14 protein-coding genes and 4 pseudogenes are annotated in these 17,913 nt (G+C 70.1%); 14 read left to right on the top strand and 4 right to left on the bottom strand.

Translation table 11 applies throughout. From position 1 onward, the window contains the following. Nucleotides 1-42: 42 nt before the first annotated feature. Nucleotides 43-2,115: pseudogene (locus tag WJ438_RS19670) on the bottom strand (PhoX family protein); the annotation flags it as partial. A gap of 276 nt (nt 2,116-2,391) precedes the next feature. Between WJ438_RS19670 and WJ438_RS19675 the strand changes: the two are divergent. The 5 genes and pseudogenes from WJ438_RS19675 (at nt 2,392) to WJ438_RS19695 (ending at nt 7,939) form a co-directional block, all read left to right on the top strand. Continuing rightward, nucleotides 2,392-4,079 (top strand): annotated as a pseudogene (locus WJ438_RS19675) (VWA domain-containing protein). Between the two features lie 129 nt (nt 4,080-4,208). Then, on the top strand, nt 4,209-5,936 hold the full coding sequence (gene metG / locus WJ438_RS19680) for a methionine--tRNA ligase (protein ID WP_406726419.1): 1,728 nt from the start codon (nt 4,209-4,211) through the stop codon (nt 5,934-5,936). A gap of 104 nt (nt 5,937-6,040) precedes the next feature. Beyond that, nucleotides 6,041-6,406, top strand: coding sequence for a PH domain-containing protein (locus WJ438_RS19685; RefSeq protein WP_406726420.1), 366 nt, complete (start codon nt 6,041-6,043; stop codon nt 6,404-6,406). Between the two features lie 223 nt (nt 6,407-6,629). Next, entirely contained in the window at nt 6,630-7,643 is a 1,014-nt protein-coding gene (locus tag WJ438_RS19690; RefSeq protein WP_406726421.1) for an SNF2-related protein, read from the top strand. 62 nt (nt 7,644-7,705) lie between these two features. Next, a complete protein-coding gene (locus WJ438_RS19695) occupies nt 7,706-7,939 on the top strand; it encodes a hypothetical protein (protein WP_406726422.1) in 234 nt (77 codons plus the stop codon). Between the two features lie 63 nt (nt 7,940-8,002). Here the strand turns inward: WJ438_RS19695 and WJ438_RS19700 are convergent, their stop codons facing one another. Both WJ438_RS19700 and WJ438_RS19705 read right to left on the bottom strand, forming a co-directional pair. Then, a complete protein-coding gene (locus WJ438_RS19700; RefSeq protein WP_406726423.1) occupies nt 8,003-8,212 on the bottom strand; it encodes a DUF397 domain-containing protein in 210 nt (69 codons plus the stop codon). Then, on the bottom strand, nt 8,209-9,084 hold the full coding sequence (locus WJ438_RS19705) for a helix-turn-helix domain-containing protein (protein WP_406726424.1): 876 nt from the start codon (nt 9,082-9,084) through the stop codon (nt 8,209-8,211). Before WJ438_RS19705 ends, WJ438_RS19700 begins: the two co-directional genes overlap by 4 nt. Nucleotides 9,085-9,237: 153 nt before the next feature. On the opposite strand from WJ438_RS19705, the pseudogene WJ438_RS19710 reads away from it, so the two are divergent. The 7 genes and pseudogenes from WJ438_RS19710 to WJ438_RS19740 all read left to right on the top strand — a co-directional run bounded on the left by WJ438_RS19710 (nt 9,238) and on the right by WJ438_RS19740 (nt 12,786). Beyond that, nucleotides 9,238-9,668: pseudogene (locus tag WJ438_RS19710) on the top strand (ATP-binding protein). Between the two features lie 291 nt (nt 9,669-9,959). Further along, complete coding sequence (locus tag WJ438_RS19715; protein WP_406726425.1) at nt 9,960-10,907, top strand: helix-turn-helix domain-containing protein; 948 nt, start codon at nt 9,960-9,962, stop codon at nt 10,905-10,907. A gap of 89 nt (nt 10,908-10,996) precedes the next feature. Continuing rightward, nucleotides 10,997-11,344 carry a hypothetical protein gene (locus WJ438_RS19720; RefSeq protein ID WP_381204923.1) on the top strand — a complete coding sequence of 116 codons (348 nt, stop codon included), beginning with the start codon at nt 10,997-10,999 and terminating at the stop codon, nt 11,342-11,344. Further along, complete coding sequence (locus WJ438_RS19725) at nt 11,341-11,598, top strand: hypothetical protein (RefSeq protein ID WP_381204925.1); 258 nt, start codon at nt 11,341-11,343, stop codon at nt 11,596-11,598. Before WJ438_RS19720 ends, WJ438_RS19725 begins: the two co-directional genes overlap by 4 nt. Then, a pseudogene (locus WJ438_RS19730) lies at nt 11,592-11,945 on the top strand (hypothetical protein); the annotation flags it as partial. The gene WJ438_RS19725 and the pseudogene WJ438_RS19730, both read left to right, overlap by 7 nt. Nucleotides 11,946-12,075: 130 nt before the next feature. Continuing rightward, a complete protein-coding gene (locus tag WJ438_RS19735) occupies nt 12,076-12,357 on the top strand; it encodes a hypothetical protein (protein ID WP_406726426.1) in 282 nt (93 codons plus the stop codon). A gap of 57 nt (nt 12,358-12,414) precedes the next feature. Beyond that, on the top strand, nt 12,415-12,786 hold the full coding sequence (locus WJ438_RS19740) for a hypothetical protein (RefSeq protein WP_406726427.1): 372 nt from the start codon (nt 12,415-12,417) through the stop codon (nt 12,784-12,786). 100 nt (nt 12,787-12,886) lie between these two features. Here the strand turns inward: WJ438_RS19740 and WJ438_RS19745 are convergent, their stop codons facing one another. Continuing rightward, entirely contained in the window at nt 12,887-13,192 is a 306-nt protein-coding gene (locus WJ438_RS19745; RefSeq protein WP_406726428.1) for a hypothetical protein, read from the bottom strand. A gap of 248 nt (nt 13,193-13,440) precedes the next feature. Between WJ438_RS19745 and drmA the strand changes: the two genes are divergently transcribed. After that, the gene (gene drmA / locus WJ438_RS19750; protein WP_406729743.1) at nt 13,441-16,038 is read left to right on the top strand and encodes a DISARM system helicase DrmA; all 2,598 of its coding nucleotides are present in this window, start codon (nt 13,441-13,443) and stop codon (nt 16,036-16,038) included. Further along, complete coding sequence (gene drmB, locus WJ438_RS19755; protein WP_406726429.1) at nt 16,035-17,894, top strand: DrmB family protein; 1,860 nt, start codon at nt 16,035-16,037, stop codon at nt 17,892-17,894. The genes drmA and drmB overlap by 4 nt, the downstream gene beginning before the upstream one ends. The last annotated feature ends 19 nt before the right edge of the window (nt 17,895-17,913 follow it).

Genomic DNA, 17,913 nt, shown 5'->3' on the forward strand with positions numbered 1-17,913 from the left:
ACCCCGTCCGTATGCGTACCGGTCAGCGCCAGCGCCGGCCTCGACGCCGATGTCCCGCCCGTCGGCACGCCACACGGCGACCACGGACGGCCGGACGTACGTGCCGGGTCCGTCGGGCCAGGTGCTGCCCGGGTTGTCGACCGACGCCCCGTCCACCTCACCCGGGTGCTGCACGGCGACCAGCACGCGCCGGTCCTGGATGATCGGGCCGCAGGTCTCCGCACCCTTCGGCACGGTGAGGAACTGCTTCAGCTCACCGCGCCGGTCCCCGCGCGTGGCGACACCGAAGAGCCCGTCGTGCGAGCCGAGGGCGGCGCCGTCGGTGGAGATCCACAGGTTGCCGTGGTCGTCGAAGGCGACGTTGTCCGGGCAGGAGATGGGGCTCACGGAGTCCTTCGGGAACCCGGCGAAGTACGTCGCCGGGTCCTGCGGGTCACCCGCGACCAGGAACAGCGACCAGGCGAACCGGGTGCTCTCCGGCCGGTTCCAGCGCTCGGTCAGTTCCAGGACGTGGCCGTGCCTGTTGGCGTTGCGCGGGTTGGCCTCGTCGGCGGCGGCGTAACCGGCCTTGCCGCGGTTGGAGTTGTTGGTCAGGGCGACGTAGACCTTGCCGGTGACCGGGTTGGGCTCGATGTCCTCGGGCCGGTCCATCTTGGTGGCGCCCACCTTGTCACCGGCGAGCCGCGTGAAGACGAAGACCTCCTCGGCGGTCATGCCCTCGACGTGCGAGACGGCACCGTCGGCGGTGGCGGTGGCCAGCGGGATCCACTGACCGCTGCCGTCGAACTCGCCGTCCTTCGGAAGCTTGCCGGTGCCGTCGATCTCGATGGCCGGCGAGTCACCGGTCAGCTTGGCGACGTACAGGGTGCCCTCGTCGAGCAGCGTGAGGTTGTGCTCGCGCGCGGCCCGGCTGCTGCCGTGCTTCATCCGCTTGCCGCCGACGAACTTGTAGAAGTAGTCGAACCGCTCGTCGTCACCGGAGTAGACGACCGGCCGCCCGTCGTGCGTCAGCCGCACGGTCGCGGCCTCGTGCTTGAACCGGCCGAGCGCGGTGCGCTTGCGCGGGGTGGAATCCGGGTCGTACGGGTCGAGCTCGACGACATACCCGAACCGGTGCACCTCGTTGGGCTCCTGCGCGAGGTCGAAGCGCCTGTCGAAACGCTCCCACTTGCGGTCGGTGGCACCGGTACCGATCCCGTACCGCTTGTCGGTGGCGCGGCTGCCGTGGGCGAAGTACTGGTTGAAGTTCTCCTCGGCGTGCAGCGTGGTGCCCCAGGGGGTCGTGCCGCCGGCACAGTTGTTGAGGGTGCCGAGCACCTTGGTGCCGCTCGGGTCGACGGAGGTCTTCACCAGGTCGGACCCGGCGACGGGACCGGTCAGGCGGAACTCGGAGGTGGCCGTGAGACGCCGGTTGAGGTGGTGCCGGGTGACGGGCGTCAGCCTGCCGCTCTTCTTGTCCTCCTCGACGACGACCGTCGCGAGCCCGTGCGCGGCCCAGGCGATCTCCACCTGCTCGCGGGTGGGGTTCTCGGAGTCGTAGTCACGGAACATGAGGATCTCGTCGGTGTACTCGTGGTTGGCCACGAGTACCTGCCGGCCGTGCTCACCCTTGAGGGGGAGCAGCGCGAGGAAGTCGACGTTGTATCCGAACTGCCCGGCCTGCGCCGCGGCGGTCTGGTTCTCGGGATCGAATGCGGGCGCTCCGCGCAGGATGGGTTCGCCCCAGCGGATGACGACGTTCTGGTCGTAGCCCTCCGGCACGGTGACGGCGTCGGCGGTGTTGGGCGCGACAGGCGTGAACCGCAGGCCGCGGGCACCCTTCGACTTGTTGTCGCCGTGGCCCTCTCCTGCCGCGGGCGCCGCCTGGGCCTCGGGGGCACCGGCGAGGTCGACCGCGCCGGCCCCGGCCGCGATGACCGTGACGGCGGCGGCGGCCCGCATCATCGAACGGCGGCTGAGGGCGTCGGAGATGACGTCACCGACGTACTCGTTGGAGCTGGTGTTGGGCACCTCGTGGAAGCAGGCGTCACCACACCGGAAACGACAGGTCATGGCGGACCGGCCGCCGGGGTGCGAACTGGACGGCGTTCCGATCAACGGCAACAGCTTGCGCACGTGTTCTCTCCTTGGAAACCCGGGGTGTCAGCGTGACCGTAGGGGCACATATGTGCGGTAGCCGGGCGCCGGGGTGAACGGAGAGTGAACCTGCTGCAGCATGAGGGGAGTTGCCAGGATCACGGCACGACGGCCCACACGGGCCGGATGCCGCCCTTGACAAGTGCGGCGCCCGAGACCCGACCCTGCCCAAGATCACCCCCGAGGGCCGCTAACCTTACGTGTCCGTCCTGGCCAGGGATTGACGGGCTACAACTCATGCGAAGGGTTGCGCACATGGGCATTCTCACTCTCCTGCGGAACGCGTTCAGCCGGTCACGCAGAGCGAGCACCGCAGAGGCGGAGGGTGCGACGCCGGTCGCCGAAACGGACGGTGCGGAAAAATCCGCCCGGCCGGACAAGGCGACCGCGGCCACCCCGACGCCGCACGATCCGGCCGACAAGCCTGCCGCGGCCACCTCAGAGGCTCCGAGGCTTCCGTCCCCCTCCCCCGAACCGACGCCGGCGCCGACGCCGAAGGCCGAAGCCTCCGTCCCGGAACCCCGCACCGACGAACACGACCTCGTCTCAGCGGCCTTCAACAAGGTAACGCCCCCGAACCCCACCACCCCGGCCCCCTCGACCACACCTCCGCCAGAAACCCCCGCGCCGGAGCCGACCCCCGAGCCCGAGGCACCCGAGGCCGCGGTCGTGCCCGAGGCGAAGCCCGACGTCGAGACCCCAGCCGAGCCCGAGCCCGAAGCCACACCCGAGCCCGAGGCGAAGCCCGACGTCGAGACCCCAGCCGAGCCCGAGGTCGAGACGAAGGCCAACATCGAGCCCGCAGCCGAGGCGAAGACCGACGTCGAGCCCGAAGCCACACCCGAAGCGGAAATCGCGCCCGAAGCTGCTGAGGCAGAACCCGAGCCCCAGCCGAAGCCCGAGGTCACGGCCGAGACAGAGACCGAACCCACGGCAGAGGCAGCCGAGCCGAAGGCAGAACCCGAGCCCCAGCCGAAGCCCGAGGTCACAGCCGAGGCAGAGACCGAACCCGCGGCAGAGGTCGCAGCCGAACCTGCGGCAGAGCAGACGCCTCAGCCCGAGGTCTCGGCCGAGGAAGGGACCGAGGCGAAGGCCGCGGCCCAGTCCGAGGCCGAAACCGAGCCGGAGTCGGTGCCGGAGCCCGTGGCGGATGCCGCCCCGGAAGCACAGCCGGAACCGGAGCCCGCACCCGCCGATGGCGAGGACGCCCCGCAGGGGCCACCCGCACCCGGCAACGAAAGCCGCACGGGTGATGCGGGTGGGAACCACACCGAAGCCGAGGCCGAGCCGACCACCCCCTCGCTGCCGCAGGCACTCACCACCGCCCACACCGCCGCCGCCACCACCCTCGCGGAGCACAACCTCACCGGCACCCGCGCCCACGTCTACCTCGTACTCGACCGCTCCGCGTCCATGCGCCCGTACTACAAGGACGGCTCCGCACAGGCCCTCGCCGAGCAGACCCTCGCCCTCGCCGCCCACCTCACCACCGACCCCGAGACCACCACGGTCAAGGTCGTCTTCTTCTCGACCGAGGTCGACGGAACCGGCGAGCTCACCCTCACCGACCACGAGAACAAGATCGACACCCTGCACGCCTCCCTCGGCCGCATGGGCCGGACCAGCTACCACGCGGCCGTGGCCGAGGTCCTCGCCCTGCACGACAAGGCCGCCCCCGCGGGCACCCCCGCCCTGGTGGTCTTCCAGACGGACGGCGCCCCCGACGCGAAGACCCCCGCCACCCAGTCCCTCACCGAGGCGGCGAAGACCCACCCCGCGGTCTTCTTCTCCTTCGTCGCCTTCGGGGACCCGGAGAGCAAGGCCTTCGACTACCTCCGCAAGCTCAAGACGCCGAACACGGCCCACTTCCTCGCCGGCCCGTCCCCCTGGAGCTCACCGACAAGGAGCTCTACGAGGCCGTCCTGAAGTCCTGGCGCCCGTAGCCCCACGGGGGCACCCCCAGCACACCCCGCGCCGCCCGCTTCTCAGCCCGTAAAACGAGAAGCGGGCGGCGCACCCGTGTCGGCTACGATTTGAAGGTTCCGTACGTTTCAACCTGGGAGCAGCCCCCGATGGCTCGACACCTCATCACCAGCGCCCTTCCGTACATCAACGGGATCAAGCACCTGGGCAACATGGTGGGGTCCATGCTCCCGGCGGACGTCTACTCCCGGTACATGCGCCAGCGCGGCCACGAGGTCCTGTACATCTGCGCGACCGACGAGCACGGCACCCCCGCCGAACTGGCGGCGAAGGAGCAGGGCCTCCCGGTCGACACGTTCTGCGCGCAGGCGCACGACGCGCAGAAGGCGGTCTACGACGGCTTCAACCTCGCCTTCGACCACTTCGGCCGCAGTTCGTCGCCGCAGAACGTCGAGATCACCCAGCACTTCGCCCGCCGTCTCCACGAGAACGGTTTCATCGAGGAGCGCTCGATCCGGCAGGTCTACAGCCCGGCCGACGGCCGCTTCCTGCCGGACCGCTACGTGGAGGGCACCTGCCCCCACTGCGGCTACGACAAGGCCCGCGGCGACCAGTGCGAGAACTGCACGCGCGTACTGGACCCGACCGACCTGCTCGACCCGCGTTCGGCGATCTCCGGCTCCACGGACCTGGAGGTCCGCGAGACCAAGCACCTCTTCCTCCTCCAGTCGAAGCTCCAGCACGAGGTCGAGGAGTGGGTCGCCCGGCACGAGGAGGAGTGGCCCCAGCTGGCGGCCTCGATCGCCCGCAAGTGGCTGAACGAGGGCCTGCACGACCGTTCGATCACCCGCGACCTGGACTGGGGCGTCCCGGTTCCGGCCGACACCTGGCCGGAGCTGGCCGCCGAGGGCAAGGTCTTCTACGTCTGGTTCGACGCCCCGATCGAGTACATCGCCGCGACGAAGGAGTGGGCGGACTCCGCGCCCGAGGGCGAGACCCGGGACTGGAAGTCCTGGTGGTACGAGGCGGACGACACCGTCCGTTACACGGAGTTCATGGCGAAGGACAACGTCCCCTTCCACACGGTGATGTTCCCGGCCACCCAGCTGGGAGTCCGCGAGCCGTGGAAGAAGGTCGACTACGTCAAGGCCTTCAACTGGCTGACGTACTACGGCGGAAAGTTCTCCACCTCCCAGAAGCGGGGCGTCTTCACCGACCAGGCGCTGGACGTCCTCCCGGCCGACTACTGGCGGTACTTCCTCATCGCCAACGCGCCCGAGTCGGACGACTCGTCCTTCACCTGGGAGCACTTCACCGCCACGGTGAACAAGGACCTGGCCGACACCCTCGGCAACTTCGTCAACCGTGTCCTGTCCTTCTCGAAGAAGCGCTTCGGCGAGGAGGTCCCGGCGGGCGGCGAGCCCGGCGAGGCGGAGACCCGGCTCGGTGAGGAGATCACGGGGCTCCTCGCGGAGTACGAGTCCCAGATGGAGGCGACGCAGTTCCGCAAGGCGGCGGCCGCGCTGCGCGCCCTGTGGTCCGCGGGCAACTCCTACCTGGAGGAGAAGGCCCCCTGGCTGGAGATCAAGACCGACAAGGACGCCGCCGCCCTCACCCTGCGTACGGCGATGAACCTGATCCGCCTGTACGCGGTGGTGTCGGAGCCGTTCATCCCGGCGACGGCGGCGGCCATGCGTCAGACGTTCTCCCTCGCCGAGGACACGGCGACCTGGGTCACCGCCGAGGAGGCCCGCGCTCTCACGTCGGTCCCCGCCGGCACCCCCTTCACCGTCCCGCCGGTCCTCTTCGCCAAGCTGACGGACGACGACCTGGACGCGTACAAGGAGCGTTTCGGCGGCGAGCCGGAGCCCGCGTAACGACCGCGCACCACCGACGTCAGGGCCCGGGAACAAAGGTTCCCGGGCCCTGACGCGTCCGATAGCGTCTCGGCACGATCACTTTTCACGCAGGGGGATGCCTCATGGCACTGTTCGGCAACGCGCACAGCATCGACCCGGCGTCAGCGCAGCAGGACTACGCCCGCCTCCTGGGCCACGGCGAACAGGTGCACGCCGCCTACCTGCTGATCCGCGACACCATCCTCTTCACCGACCGCCGGCTGATCCTGATCAACAAGCAGGGCATCACCGGCAAGAAGACCGAGTACCACTCGATCCCGTACCGCAGCATCACCCACTTCGCCGTCGAGACCGCCGGCCACTTCGACCTCGACGCCGAGCTGAAGATCTGGATCTCGGGCACCCCGGCCCCGGTGGAGAAGACCTTCACCAAGGGCGTCGACATCTACGAGGTCCAGGCCATCCTCACCCAGTTCGTAGCCCGCTGACCCGAGCATCCGGAGAACGGGTCGACGGCGGATCGGCAGCCGGCCCCGAACCGGGTCACGCACACGTCCGAGGGCCCGGAACCGGCGTGTTTCCGGGCCTCTGCGCTGTGGTCCCGATCGGTCCGGGCAGATCCGTCCAACCGGGGTGTCCCCGCCCACTCCGCACCTAGACTTCTACGACCGCCGGGAAGGGGATGCACGTGAAAGCTGGGGGACGAGCGAGATGACCACGCAGTCGGCGAATCCGGAGACTCCGAGCGCGCCGGTACCGGCCCCCGGTCAACGTGTCACGGTCCGCCATCGCCCCTGGGTGGTCACCGACGTCGTCCGCTCGACCGCCACGAGCGACGACCCGGCGCGTGCCGCCGAGGCCGCCCCCACCCACCTGGTCAGGCTGTCCTCCCTGGAGAGCGACGGCCGGGATGAAGAACTGCGGGTCGTGTGGGAGCTGGAGCAGGCGACGGACGTCCACGACGCGTACGAGCTGCCGTCTCCCCTCAACGGCTTCGACGATCCGGGACGGCTGGACGCCTTCCTGGACGCGGTGCGCTGGGGCGCCATCGCCTCCGCGTACAAGACCGCGCTCCAGGCCCCGTTCCGCTCCGGCGTGGAGATCCAGGACTACCAGCTGGACCCGGTGGTCCGCGCCCTCTCCATGCCCCGGACGAACCTGCTGATCGCCGACGACGTCGGTCTCGGCAAGATGGTCGAGGCCGGCCTGGTGATGCAGGAGCTGATGCTGCGGCACCGCGCCCGGTCCATGGTGATCGTGTGTCCCGCCGGGCTGACCCTTCAGTGGCGGGACGAGATGCGGGACAAGTTCGGCCTGGACTTCCGGATCGTCGACACGAAGCTGCTGCGCGAGCTGCGCCGGGCGGCGGGCCCGTACGCCAACCCGTGGACGCACCATCCCCGGCTGATCGTCTCGATCGACTGGCTGAAGCGTGAGCGTCCGCTGCGGATGCTGCGCGAGGTGCTGCCCCAGGTGCCGGAGTATCCGCGCGCCTTCGATCTGTTGGTGGTGGACGAGGTGCACACCTGTGCTCCTTCGGGCACGGGCCGGTACGCCGTCGACTCGCAGCGCACCCGGGCGGTGAAACTGCTGGCCCCGCACTGCGAGCACCGGCTGTTCCTCTCCGCCACCCCGCACAACGGCTTCCTCAACTCCTTCACCGTTCTCCTGGAGATGCTGGATCCCAACCGGTTCGCCGTCGGCACCAAGCCGGCCGACGAGTAGCAGAGGCATACGGCTGGACCGATCTGGACCTCAAGCACGGTTTCCACACGACCCCTCGAGTCGTGCGCTTCACCATCGCCCCGCAGATCCAAACGGAAATCCTGGACCGTCTCCTTGAGCTGAACCACGCTCGCTACAAGGAAGAGCTGGACAAGGGCCTGCACACGCCGGAGGCGAAGCGGCGGCGGGCTGCCGCCCGTAAGACCAAGGCGCGGGCCGCCGCACGCAGCCCTCAGCACGCCACCGAGGGCTTCGCTGACGACGGCCTGTTCCCCGACCCCGACGCGCTGTTCTGAGCCGTACCCCAACGCGCCCCGCACCCAGTGACAATCAGGAGCGGGGCGCGTGTCATTGCTGAGTCAGCGCTCCGAGGTGTACGCCACGAAGTTCGCCCACGCGCCGGGCGTGAGCTCCAGCCGGGGGCCGTCGGCGTTCTTGGAGTCGCGGACGTGCACGGTGCCGGGTGTGAGAGCAAGCTCGACGCAGGAGTTGCCGTCGTTTCCGCCGCTGTAGCTGCTCTTGAACCACGCCAGCTCGGAAAGGTCCCCGGCAGTGGTCTTGCGGATCATGTCTCTCCCAGCAGTTGCTCGACTAAGGCCAGCGACTCCCGAGGCGAGAGCGCCTGAGCCCGGATGGTGCCATACCGCAGCTCAAGGATGCGCAAGTGTTTGAGTTCGGAGATCGTCCGGCCGTTGAACGCGCCGTCCGAGCGACCCACGGCCGTACCGTCCGGAAACTTCAGCAGCTCGATCCGACCGTCCAGGCCGGAGTGGGTGTCGCAGTCCATCGGCATCACCTGAAGCACGACATTGTGCAACCGCCCCACCTCCAGCAGACGTTCAAGCTGCTGACGCCACACCATTGTGCCCCCGATAGGGCGCCGCAAGACCCCCTCTTCCAGGACGAAGCTGAGCGCTGGCGCGGGCGAGCGCTCGAAGACCGATTGCCGGGCCAGGCGAGCGGCCACCATGCGTTCCACATCCTCCGGCGAGTACGGAGGCTGCGCTGCCCCGATCACCGATCGTGCGTGCTCCGGCGTCTGCAACAACCCAGGAATGATGTGGCACTCGTACAGAGCGATCTCGACCGCCTTGCTCTCCAGCTTCCCTAGCTCCCGAACCCTCTTCGGATACCGGACCTTCTTCACGTCCTCCCAAGCCGCCGCGACGAGCCCACCCGCGCCCAACACCTCGTCGGCCTTGTCCAGGTACTCCTGGCGAGGAATCCGCTTCCCGCCTTCGACCTTGTAGACCAGGTCCTCCCCGTACCCCACCGCCACCGCGAAGTCGGCGACCCGCATCCCCACGTCCTCCCGCCGCAGCCTCAACTGCCGACCCACCGTGGCGAGCACGGCCACGCCCCACTCGTCGTCCGGGTCCACCTCCCACCCCGGCTCGTCCGCCTCGGTCCGGAGCCGTACCGCCTCGCCGTCCACCGACATACCGCACTCCTCTTTCGTACCGCCGTGCCGTAACGCCCGTACTCGTAAGCCCGTTTCCGACGGTCCGGACAACGGCCGACAAGCTCCGACAGTCACCCTACGTATCGGGGCTGTCACTGTTCACGGTAAGCGCGTCCGGCCACGCTCGGTCACGTGAACAGCGAAAAGTCCACCCAACTTCTGTCACCTGCCGACCACTTCAGCGTGCTCCTGTCACCCACGCCCCGCGGTGCCCGCCTCGCCCGGCTGCTCGCCACGGACTGGATGCGCGACCGGGACCTGCCCCACCGCGTCAGCGAGGCCGCCGAACACCTCGTCGCCGAACTCGCCGCGAACGCGGCCACCCACGGCCGGCTCGCCGGACGCGACTTCCGCCTCGCACTCCTGGACCACGCCACGACCCTCCGCATCGAGGTCACGGACAGCCGCGGTGACGACCTCCCGCGCCGCCGTCCGCCCGCCCCCGACGCCGAGTCCGGACGCGGCCTGCTCCTCGTCGAGGCCCTCGCCGACCGCTGGGCGTGAAGCTCGGACCGGTCCCCCGCAAGACCGTATGGGCGGAACTCGATCTACCACCAGTCTGACCAGCGGAAACGGCAAAGGCACCGGAACCCGACCGAGTGTGTTCCGGTGCCGTCGGACGTCTTTCCCAAGGACCACCGGAGAGAAAGAAACCCCACCAAGCCCCACCCCTCCCGCCCACGACGCACACTCACTCGCGCGAGTGAACATCACCAACTGAACTGGATATGTGACGGGTTGCCTGCCCTACGCTCAGCGCAGCACGGCACACAACCTCAGACATGCAAACGGCCCTCGCCGGGACTGGCATCCCACTGCGAGGGCCTGACCACCAAGGAAGTTAGGGCTTCCCGATGGACACCCAAAACACTAGCGTGCACCCGCACGCCCAGTCCCGTATCGGCGGGAAAAACCACCCCTCCCGGCACGCCCACGCGAAGGGGCACCCCGGCGGCGTCACCCACGACAACACCCGCCACACCGCCCGCTTCACGGTGATCGGCAACCACCTCGCCCAGCACCCGGACCTGTCGCTGCTGGCGATCGGACTGGCCTGCCACATCCAGTCCCTCCCCACCGGCACCCCCGTCGACATCAAGACCCTCGCCGCCCGCTTCCCGGAGGGCCCGACCCGGATCGCCGCCGCCCTGCGCGAGCTGGAGATCCACGGCTACCTGCGCCGCACCCGCGAACGCACCCCGACCGGCCGGATCGTCACCCGCACGGTCTCCTGCAACCAGCCCGGCCGACGCGACGCCACGTCCGAAACGAGCGAGGTGCCCAAACCCCCGACCCGCCGCGCGACCGCCGCCCCGCAGCAGGCACCCGCGCGCCGCCGCGCCCTCCCTGCCGTACCGAAGCCCTCGTACACCTCCCCCGCCCTCCTCCAGGCGGCCACCGACGTCCTCGCCGGCCTGCGCCGCGAGGACCCCCGCCTCCTTCTCTCAGCCACCGACGCCGAACACCTCGCCCCCGGCGTTGCCGCCTGGCTGGAGCGTGACCTCACCCCCACCGCCGTACGCAAGGCCCTGGCCGGCGACCTGCCGCTGGAGCCCCTGGTCCGGCCCGCCGCATTCCTGGCCCACCGCCTGACGACCAAACTGCCGCCCCTCCCGCCGTACCGCGCCCCCGAGCAGCCCCAGCCCGTCCGGCACCCCCTCCGCAACTGCGACACCTGCGACCACGCCTACCGCGGCCCCGACCCCCACCACTGCCAGGGCTGCGCCTCAGCGGGTGTCGGTTCCGGTGTCCCCCACACCGGAACCGACGAGCCGTCCCTCGTTGAACAGGGCCGACCGTGACAGGCCGCTCGCGGCCTGCCCAGTTCCCGGTCCGGCTCCTCCGCGGCCCCGTCCGGATACCCTGGCCAGGGCACCCTGTGGAGGACACCATGAGTACTCAGGCCGATCACGGACACGAGCTGATCCCACGTCCCGAGCAGACTCCTGACGCCCTGCGCACGGCTCTCGCCGTGGTCGATCCGGGGCGCCTGGACGAGATGCAGGCCACAAAGGACGACGCCTTCACCAAAGCCGTGGAGTGGCAGTCCCTGAGCCCCGTGCGGAGCTGGGTCCTCACCTGGGCCCGAGACATCGAGATCGCCCGGCGCCCTGCTCTGTCCTCCCGCTTCGCGCAGGCACAGAGCAGGCTGGAGCACGAAAATCCCGCCATCGCCGAGGAGGCTCTGCGGGAGCTGAGCGCCGTCCTGGACGAAGCCATGAAAGCAGTGCGCGGTTGAGCTGGAAGTGGGAGTACGCCTTCGGTGCGGAGGAAACCGCCCGCACCGCACCCGCCGAGTTCCTCGCTGGTGTGAAGAGGAAGGCGGACGAGCTGGTCAGAGCCGCCGAAGCCGTCCACATTCACGGCCGGGCCCACGAGGGCATCGACCCGAAGGGGGGCGACGTCATCGTCCCCGGCGGCATGTTCAGATACCAGGTCGTCGTACGCAGCGAACGTGTCTACATCGTCCAGATCACCTACCTGGGGTACTGAAATCAAGGACGACCGCTCTGCGGGACACCCCGCAGAGTATCGCCAGCCCGTTCATCGAACTCGTCGCACAAGGCCTGGGCAAGCACCCGGCCGCAGATCTGTGGAGGAAACTGGTGGCCGTGGACCTCTCCTTTTACAAGTCGGACCTCTCCGAGGAAATCCGGGACGAAGGCCGGGCTCAGCGCGGGGCCGAGGACGTCCTGGACATCCTGGAAGTGCGCGGCATCGACGTCCCCGACGCGGTCCGGGAACGCATCACTGGCTGTGGCGACCCTGAGATCCTGCGCCACTGGCTCCGGCGTGCCGTCACGGCCCCGACGGCCGTAGAGATCTTCGAAGACGAGTAGTCACGGCTGTCGGAGCGACCTCCCCGCGCTGCCTGCCGGGGATGCGCGTCTTCGGACTGCCCGACGGGAAGGACCGCTCACCGTCCGAAGAAAGTGCGTCCCCGGCACGCGGATACCCGGAGGTGCGACTGTGACCGGCGACAGCTGGCGCGAGCGCAGGCGAGCACTCTTCCGAGACGACCCGGCCGAGGCCGAGCGCATCGCACGTCTCCTTGATGAGTTGGGCACCGAGGACCGGGACGACGAGGAGATCGAGGCGGACCATCGCGCGAGCCTGCTGGCGGCGGTACGGGAGTACGCTCCGAACGCCCGGCTCGACGAAGGGCCGCGGCTCCGGCTGTCCGGACCGGACGCCGACGGCGGTGCTCTCCCCTTCCAGCGGGGCGACGCGTCATCTGATGAGGGCGGCTGATCGGGTTCCGCACGGAAGTCCGTACCCGTTGTCGGTGGCCGCCCCTAATCTGGCCCCGTGACCCAGCAACCTCTCGCCGGCCCGGATTCCGAGCCCGGCCCCGCCTCGGGTGGGGCGGTACTGTCCGCGCCCACCCCGCAGCAACTGCGCGACCGACTCGCCGAGCTGGTCGTGCGCGACCTCCTGGGACCCACCGGGGACGAGCCCGAGGAACTGGCGGGGAACCCGCTGGACCACTACATCATCGGACGGCTGGCTCCCGGCGGGGTGCGGGACGAGGAGGGCGCGCCGCTGCGGACCGTCGGCAAGGTGGTCGAGCCCGAGACCCTCGACGAGCCGGGCATGACGCCCGAACAGGAGCCGGAGGCGGGGACCCCGACCCGTCCGCGCCCACCATGCCGAGTCTGCACCCGTCCACGCTGGGGCTGACCTTCCGCGTGGACAGTCAGGTGCCGGAGCTGACGGTCGACTGCGCCTGGGCGCGGTACGAGCGCGGGGACTCGAAGATCGAGGGCAACCCGAAGCGGGTCTACCACCGGGTGCCGTGCTCGGGGCAAGTCACCATGAAACTGGTGGAGGGCGGACTGGCCGCCCAGCCGGTCCACATCCGCGACTTCCCGAACGTCGTGGTGCGCGGCCGGGCCCGCCTGCACGAGGGCTCGTGGCTGGTGTCCCTCTTCCTGGTCAACGGGCAGGAGAACAAGCCGGGTTCGACCCACTGGATGTTCCAGGCGTCGATGACCGTGGCAGGCGCCCCGGACACCGCTCCCTTCCTGCCGCGCCGCAGCGTCGAGCCGCCCGGCAGCGGCCAGGACGAGCGGCGTGCCCTCGCCATGACCTACCGGTTCCACCCCGAGTTCGCCGTGGGCCACGGGACCGGCGTGCACGCCGAGGCCGACCCGGCGAACCCCCGGCGCGCGGTCCGCCTCTCCACGACGGCCACACCCTCGTACGAGGTCCCGCACACCGACGTACCGGATCCGCGCAACGACGCACGTGACGAGGACCTGCCCGAACTCAGCGACCTCGTGCTGGACATGAACGAGCTGAGCAGGCTGGAGGCCGCCCCCCCTGCGCGCCGCCCTGCTGCCCCTGGTGGACGGCTACCGCTCCTGGATCGCGCGGCAGAAGCAGTCGGTGGACGAGCTGGCCTCCGGACTCGACGCCTATCGTGCGGAGGCCGAGGAGAACATGCGCCTCGCCGGGCGTGCCGCCGACCGCATCCAGGCCGGCATCGACCTGCTGCGGGACGACCCCGACGCGCTCGACGCGTTCCGGTTCGCCAACCGTGCCATGTGGCATCAGCGCATCCACACCATCGCCGCGGGCGAACGGCGGCGCTCCCCCTCGACGTCGCTCGAGGAAGCGGTCCGGGCGGTCGACCTGCCGAAGAACCGCAGTTGGCGCCCCTTCCAGCTGGCCTTCCTGCTGCTCAACCTGCCCTCGCTCGCCGACCCCGCCCATCCCGAGCGCGCCGACGACGGCAGCGCGCTGGCCGACCTCCTGTGGTTCCCCACCGGTGGCGGCAAGACCGAGGCCTACCTCGGTCTGACCGCGTTCACCCTCGCCATACGGCGGCGCAAGCCCCACCTCGGCGGGCTCGACGCCGAACACGGCGTCGCCGTGATCATGCGGTACACGCTGCGGCTCCTGACCATCCAGCAGTTCCAGCGCGCCACCGCGCTGATCTGCGCCTGCGAGGTGATCCGCCGCGAGGAGCCCGACCGCTGGGGCCGCAACCCGTTCCGCATCGGCCTGTGGGTGGGCGGCAGGGTCACCCACAACACCAACGACCAGGCCGCCGAGTGGGTCAAGGAGCGCAAGAGGGAGAAGGGGTTCGGCGGCTTCGGCCGGCTGGGCTCGCCCCACCAGCTCACCAGCTGCCCCTGGTGCGGTACGAAGATGGAGGCGGGCCGCGACATCACCGTCGACACCACCCTCCGCCGAACGTTCGTCACCTGCCCGGACGTCTACGAGTGCCCCTTCGGTGTGAGCGCCTTCGGACTGCTTCCGGACGAACGGGGGCTGCCGGTCCTCGTCGTGGACGAGGAGATCTACCGCCACCCGCCCAGCCTCGTCATCGCCACCGTCGACAAGTTCGCGCAGCTGCCCTGGAAGGGCGAGACACAGGCACTGTTCGGGCAGGTCTCCCGGCGCTGCACCCGGCACGGCTACGTCACGCCGGCCGCCGTGGACGCGGAGTGGGAGTCCTCCAGTCACCCCGCGGCGAACGGCCACGAGGCCGCCTCCACCGTGGACGTCGTGCGCGTGCGCCCGCCGGACCTGATCGTCCAGGACGAACTGCACCTCATCTCCGGCCCGCTCGGCTCCCTCACCGGGCTGTACGAGACCGCCGTGGACCGGCTCTCCACCTGGGAGCCCGAACACGGCCGTGCCGTGCGCCCGAAGGTCATCGCCTCGACCGCCACCGTGCGCCGCGCCGACCGGCAGATCCACGACCTGTTCGCCCGCCGGACAGCGGTCTTCCCGCCGTCCGGACTGAGCGCCGACGACACGTTCTTCGCCCGCCGCCGGGACACCGCCACCACGCCCGGCCGCCGCTACGTGGGCATCTGCGCGCAAGGCGTGCGGACCAAGTCCGTGGCGATCAGGGTGTTCGTCGCCCAGCTCGCCGCCGCCCAGCACCTCTACGAGACGTACGGTGCGAGCGAGCTGACCGATCCGTACATGACCCTCGTCGGCTACTTCAACAGCCTGCGCGACCTCGGCGGCATGCGGCGGCTCGTGGAAGACGACGTGTCGGCCAGGCTCGTCAGGGCAGACCGTCGAGGGCTCGCCTCACGGCGGATCGGTGAACCGGCCGAGCTGACCAGCCGCATGGCCTCCGACGCCATCCCCGACATCCTGGAGAAGCTCGACATCACCTTCGGCCGTCGGCCCAAGGGATCGCCCCGGCCCATCGACGTCCTGCTCGCCACCAACATGATCGCCGTCGGCGTGGACGTCTCCCGGCTCGGCGTCATGGTCGTCAACAACCAGCCCAAGTCGACCGCCGAGTGCATTCAGGCCACCAGCCGCGTCGGGCGCCGGGCCCCCGGTCTCGTCTTCACCGTCCTCAACTGGGCCCGCCCTCGCGACCTCTCCCACTACGAGACCTTCGAGTCCTTCCACGCCACCCTCTACCAGCACGTCGAGGCGCTGTCCGTGACCCCGTTCGCGGACCGCGCCGTCGACCGGGGTCTCACCGGCGTCCTGGCTTCCCTGGTGCGCAACCTCAAACCCGACTGCAACCCCAACCGCGGCGCCCAGTGGGTCAACCGCCGGGGCGAGGTCGTCAGCCACGCCGTGCGGTCCCTGGAACTGCGCGCCAAGGACGTCACGGACGTCCAGCACACCGTCGACGACGTACGCACCCGGCTCGACGCGCGACTCGACTACTGGGAGCAGAAACGCAAGGCACCGGGCGCGGTCCTCGGCTACCGCGCGGCCCGCCGTCAGGGCGACGTCGCCCCGCTCCTCCTCGAACCGGACAGCGGCCCCTGGCGGCTCATGACCTGCCCGACGTCACTGCGTGAGGTGGAGCCTCCCATCCGGCTGATCTTCACCGGTCCCGCAGGCCAAGAGCCCGAAGAGGAACCCCCTTACGTGCCGCGGCAGCAGACCGACGGCAGCGCCCCGGCCACCGACGCGGATCCCTCGGATCCCATGGAGACGACATGACCGGCCCCACCACCGCAGCACTCCGCGTGGGCGAGCTGCGTCCGAGCCAGCTTCTGCACACCTACGGCGTCGGCGCCGTCACCGACCTGCCCAACCTGTTGACCATGGTGATGGGGCTCGACACCTGGGACCCCGTGCGCGCCAGGGTACTGACCGAGGACCGCCTCCTGGCAGCCGTCCGGCGCCGGCTGGGCGGCCAGGTCGCCGCCCTGCGCACCCCGCCCCACCTGCCGGAGAACCCCGCGGACCCGTACGGCGACTGGACCAGGACCGGCGTTCCGGTCGGGCTGTTCCCCCGCTGGCTGCGCTGTTCACGCGAACGCTGCAACCAGCTGGCCCCCGCGTCGGGCGGTCTCTTCCAGCTCCGGCCGAACCCCTACCGGCCCGAGAAGACCAAGTACGTCCACGTCAACTGCGGCGGCGCCGGCAAGGGCCAGCCCACCGCGCTGCCCGCCCGCTTCCTCGTCGCCTGCCCGGCCGGGCACATGGACGACTTCCCCTGGGTGTACTTCGTCCACCGCGGCGCGGCCTCGTGCGAGGGGAACACCCTCAGCCTGACCGAGTCCGGTACCACGGGCGAAGCCGCCAACGTCTTCGTACGGTGCACCTGCGGGGCGCCGCCGCGCTCCATGGCCGACGCCCTCGGCCAGGCCGGTGAGCGGAACCTGCCCGCCTGCCGTGGCCACCACCCGCACCTCGGCACCTTCGCCCCGAACGGATGTCCCGAGCAGGCACGCACGATGGTGCTGGGAGCCACCAACAGCTGGTTCGCCTCCCAGCTGCGCGTGTTCAGCATCCCCCGCGCCGAGGAGCCGCTCACCCAGGCGGTCAGGGAACACTGGAGCCTGCTGTCGCCGCTCGCCGCCGTTCCCGCGGACGCCGCGAAGATGCTGCTGCCGACGCAGGCGTGCTGGCCCGAGTTGGAACAGTACGGAGCGGACGCCGTCTGGGCCGCGGTCACCAGGGAAGCACAGGCGGCCGCAGGGGATCAGAGTGACGAAGAAGAGGAGTTCGACCTCATCACGCCCGAGTGGCGTGCCTTCACTCACCCCCGTGACCACTCACTGCCGGACTTCACCACCGTCCGTGAACGGCGGGTGCCCGACGGTACCGCCGACTGGCTCGACAGCGTCGTCCTCGTCCACCGGCTCCGCGAGGTCTCGGCCCTCACCGGTTTCACCCGCATAGAGGCTCCCGAATGGCTACCGGAGGACGACGGCCGCACCCGCAAGGTCGCCCCGCTGAGCCGCAATCCCTCCACCTGGGTGCCGTGCGCCGAACTGCGCGGCGAGGGCGTGTTCCTCGCGCTCAAGGAGCACCAAGTCGCGGAGTGGGAAAGCCAGCCCGCCGTACGCGCCCGCGAGGAGGTACTGAAGACAGCGCACCGGGACTGGTGCCTGGCCCACCGGGTCGAACCCCGCTGGCCCGGTATCAGGTACGTGCTCCTGCACACTCTGGCCCACGTGCTCATCCGCCAGTTCGCCCTGGAATGCGGTTACGGCGCCTCGGGCATAGCGGAACGGATCTACGCCCGCTCCGGCCCCGACCCCATGTCCGGAATCCTGCTCTACACCGCCGCACCCGACAGTGAGGGCACCTTGGGCGGACTCGTCTCGCTCGGCCGCGGCGACCGGCTCGGGCCGGCCATCGCCCAGGCCCTTGAGGAAGCCAGACTGTGCAGCTCCGATCCCATGTGCGCCGAGCACGATCCCCGCGTACACGCCCGGCTGCACGGCGCGGCATGTCATGCATGCCTGTTCGCCGCGGAGACCTCCTGCGAGCGAGGCAACCACTACCTGGACCGGGCCCTGCTGGTGGAGACGCTGGCGGACGACAAGTGCGCGTTCAGGCCATGACGGAACCAGGAGCTGACAA

The sequence above is a fragment of the Streptomyces sp. GD-15H genome (assembly GCF_045291515.1).
Taxonomy (GTDB): domain Bacteria; phylum Actinomycetota; class Actinomycetes; order Streptomycetales; family Streptomycetaceae; genus Streptomyces.

Excerpts from the sequence above, each read along its gene's own strand:
- metG (WP_406726419.1), top strand. The coding sequence starts at position 4,209 with ATGGCTCGACACCTCATCACCAGCGCCCTTCCGTACATCAACGGGATC.
- WJ438_RS19685 (WP_406726420.1), top strand. The coding sequence starts at position 6,041 with ATGGCACTGTTCGGCAACGCGCACAGCATCGACCCGGCGTCAGCGCAG.
- WJ438_RS19690 (WP_406726421.1), top strand. The coding sequence starts at position 6,630 with ATGACCACGCAGTCGGCGAATCCGGAGACTCCGAGCGCGCCGGTACCG.
- WJ438_RS19700 (WP_406726423.1), bottom strand. The coding sequence starts at position 8,212 with ATGATCCGCAAGACCACTGCCGGGGACCTTTCCGAGCTGGCGTGGTTC.
- WJ438_RS19705 (WP_406726424.1), bottom strand. The coding sequence starts at position 9,084 with ATGTCGGTGGACGGCGAGGCGGTACGGCTCCGGACCGAGGCGGACGAG.
- WJ438_RS19715 (WP_406726425.1), top strand. The coding sequence starts at position 9,960 with ATGGACACCCAAAACACTAGCGTGCACCCGCACGCCCAGTCCCGTATC.
- WJ438_RS19720 (WP_381204923.1), top strand. The coding sequence starts at position 10,997 with ATGAGTACTCAGGCCGATCACGGACACGAGCTGATCCCACGTCCCGAG.
- WJ438_RS19745 (WP_406726428.1), bottom strand. The coding sequence starts at position 13,192 with ATGGCGAGGGCACGCCGCTCGTCCTGGCCGCTGCCGGGCGGCTCGACG.
- drmB (WP_406726429.1), top strand. The coding sequence starts at position 16,035 with ATGACCGGCCCCACCACCGCAGCACTCCGCGTGGGCGAGCTGCGTCCG.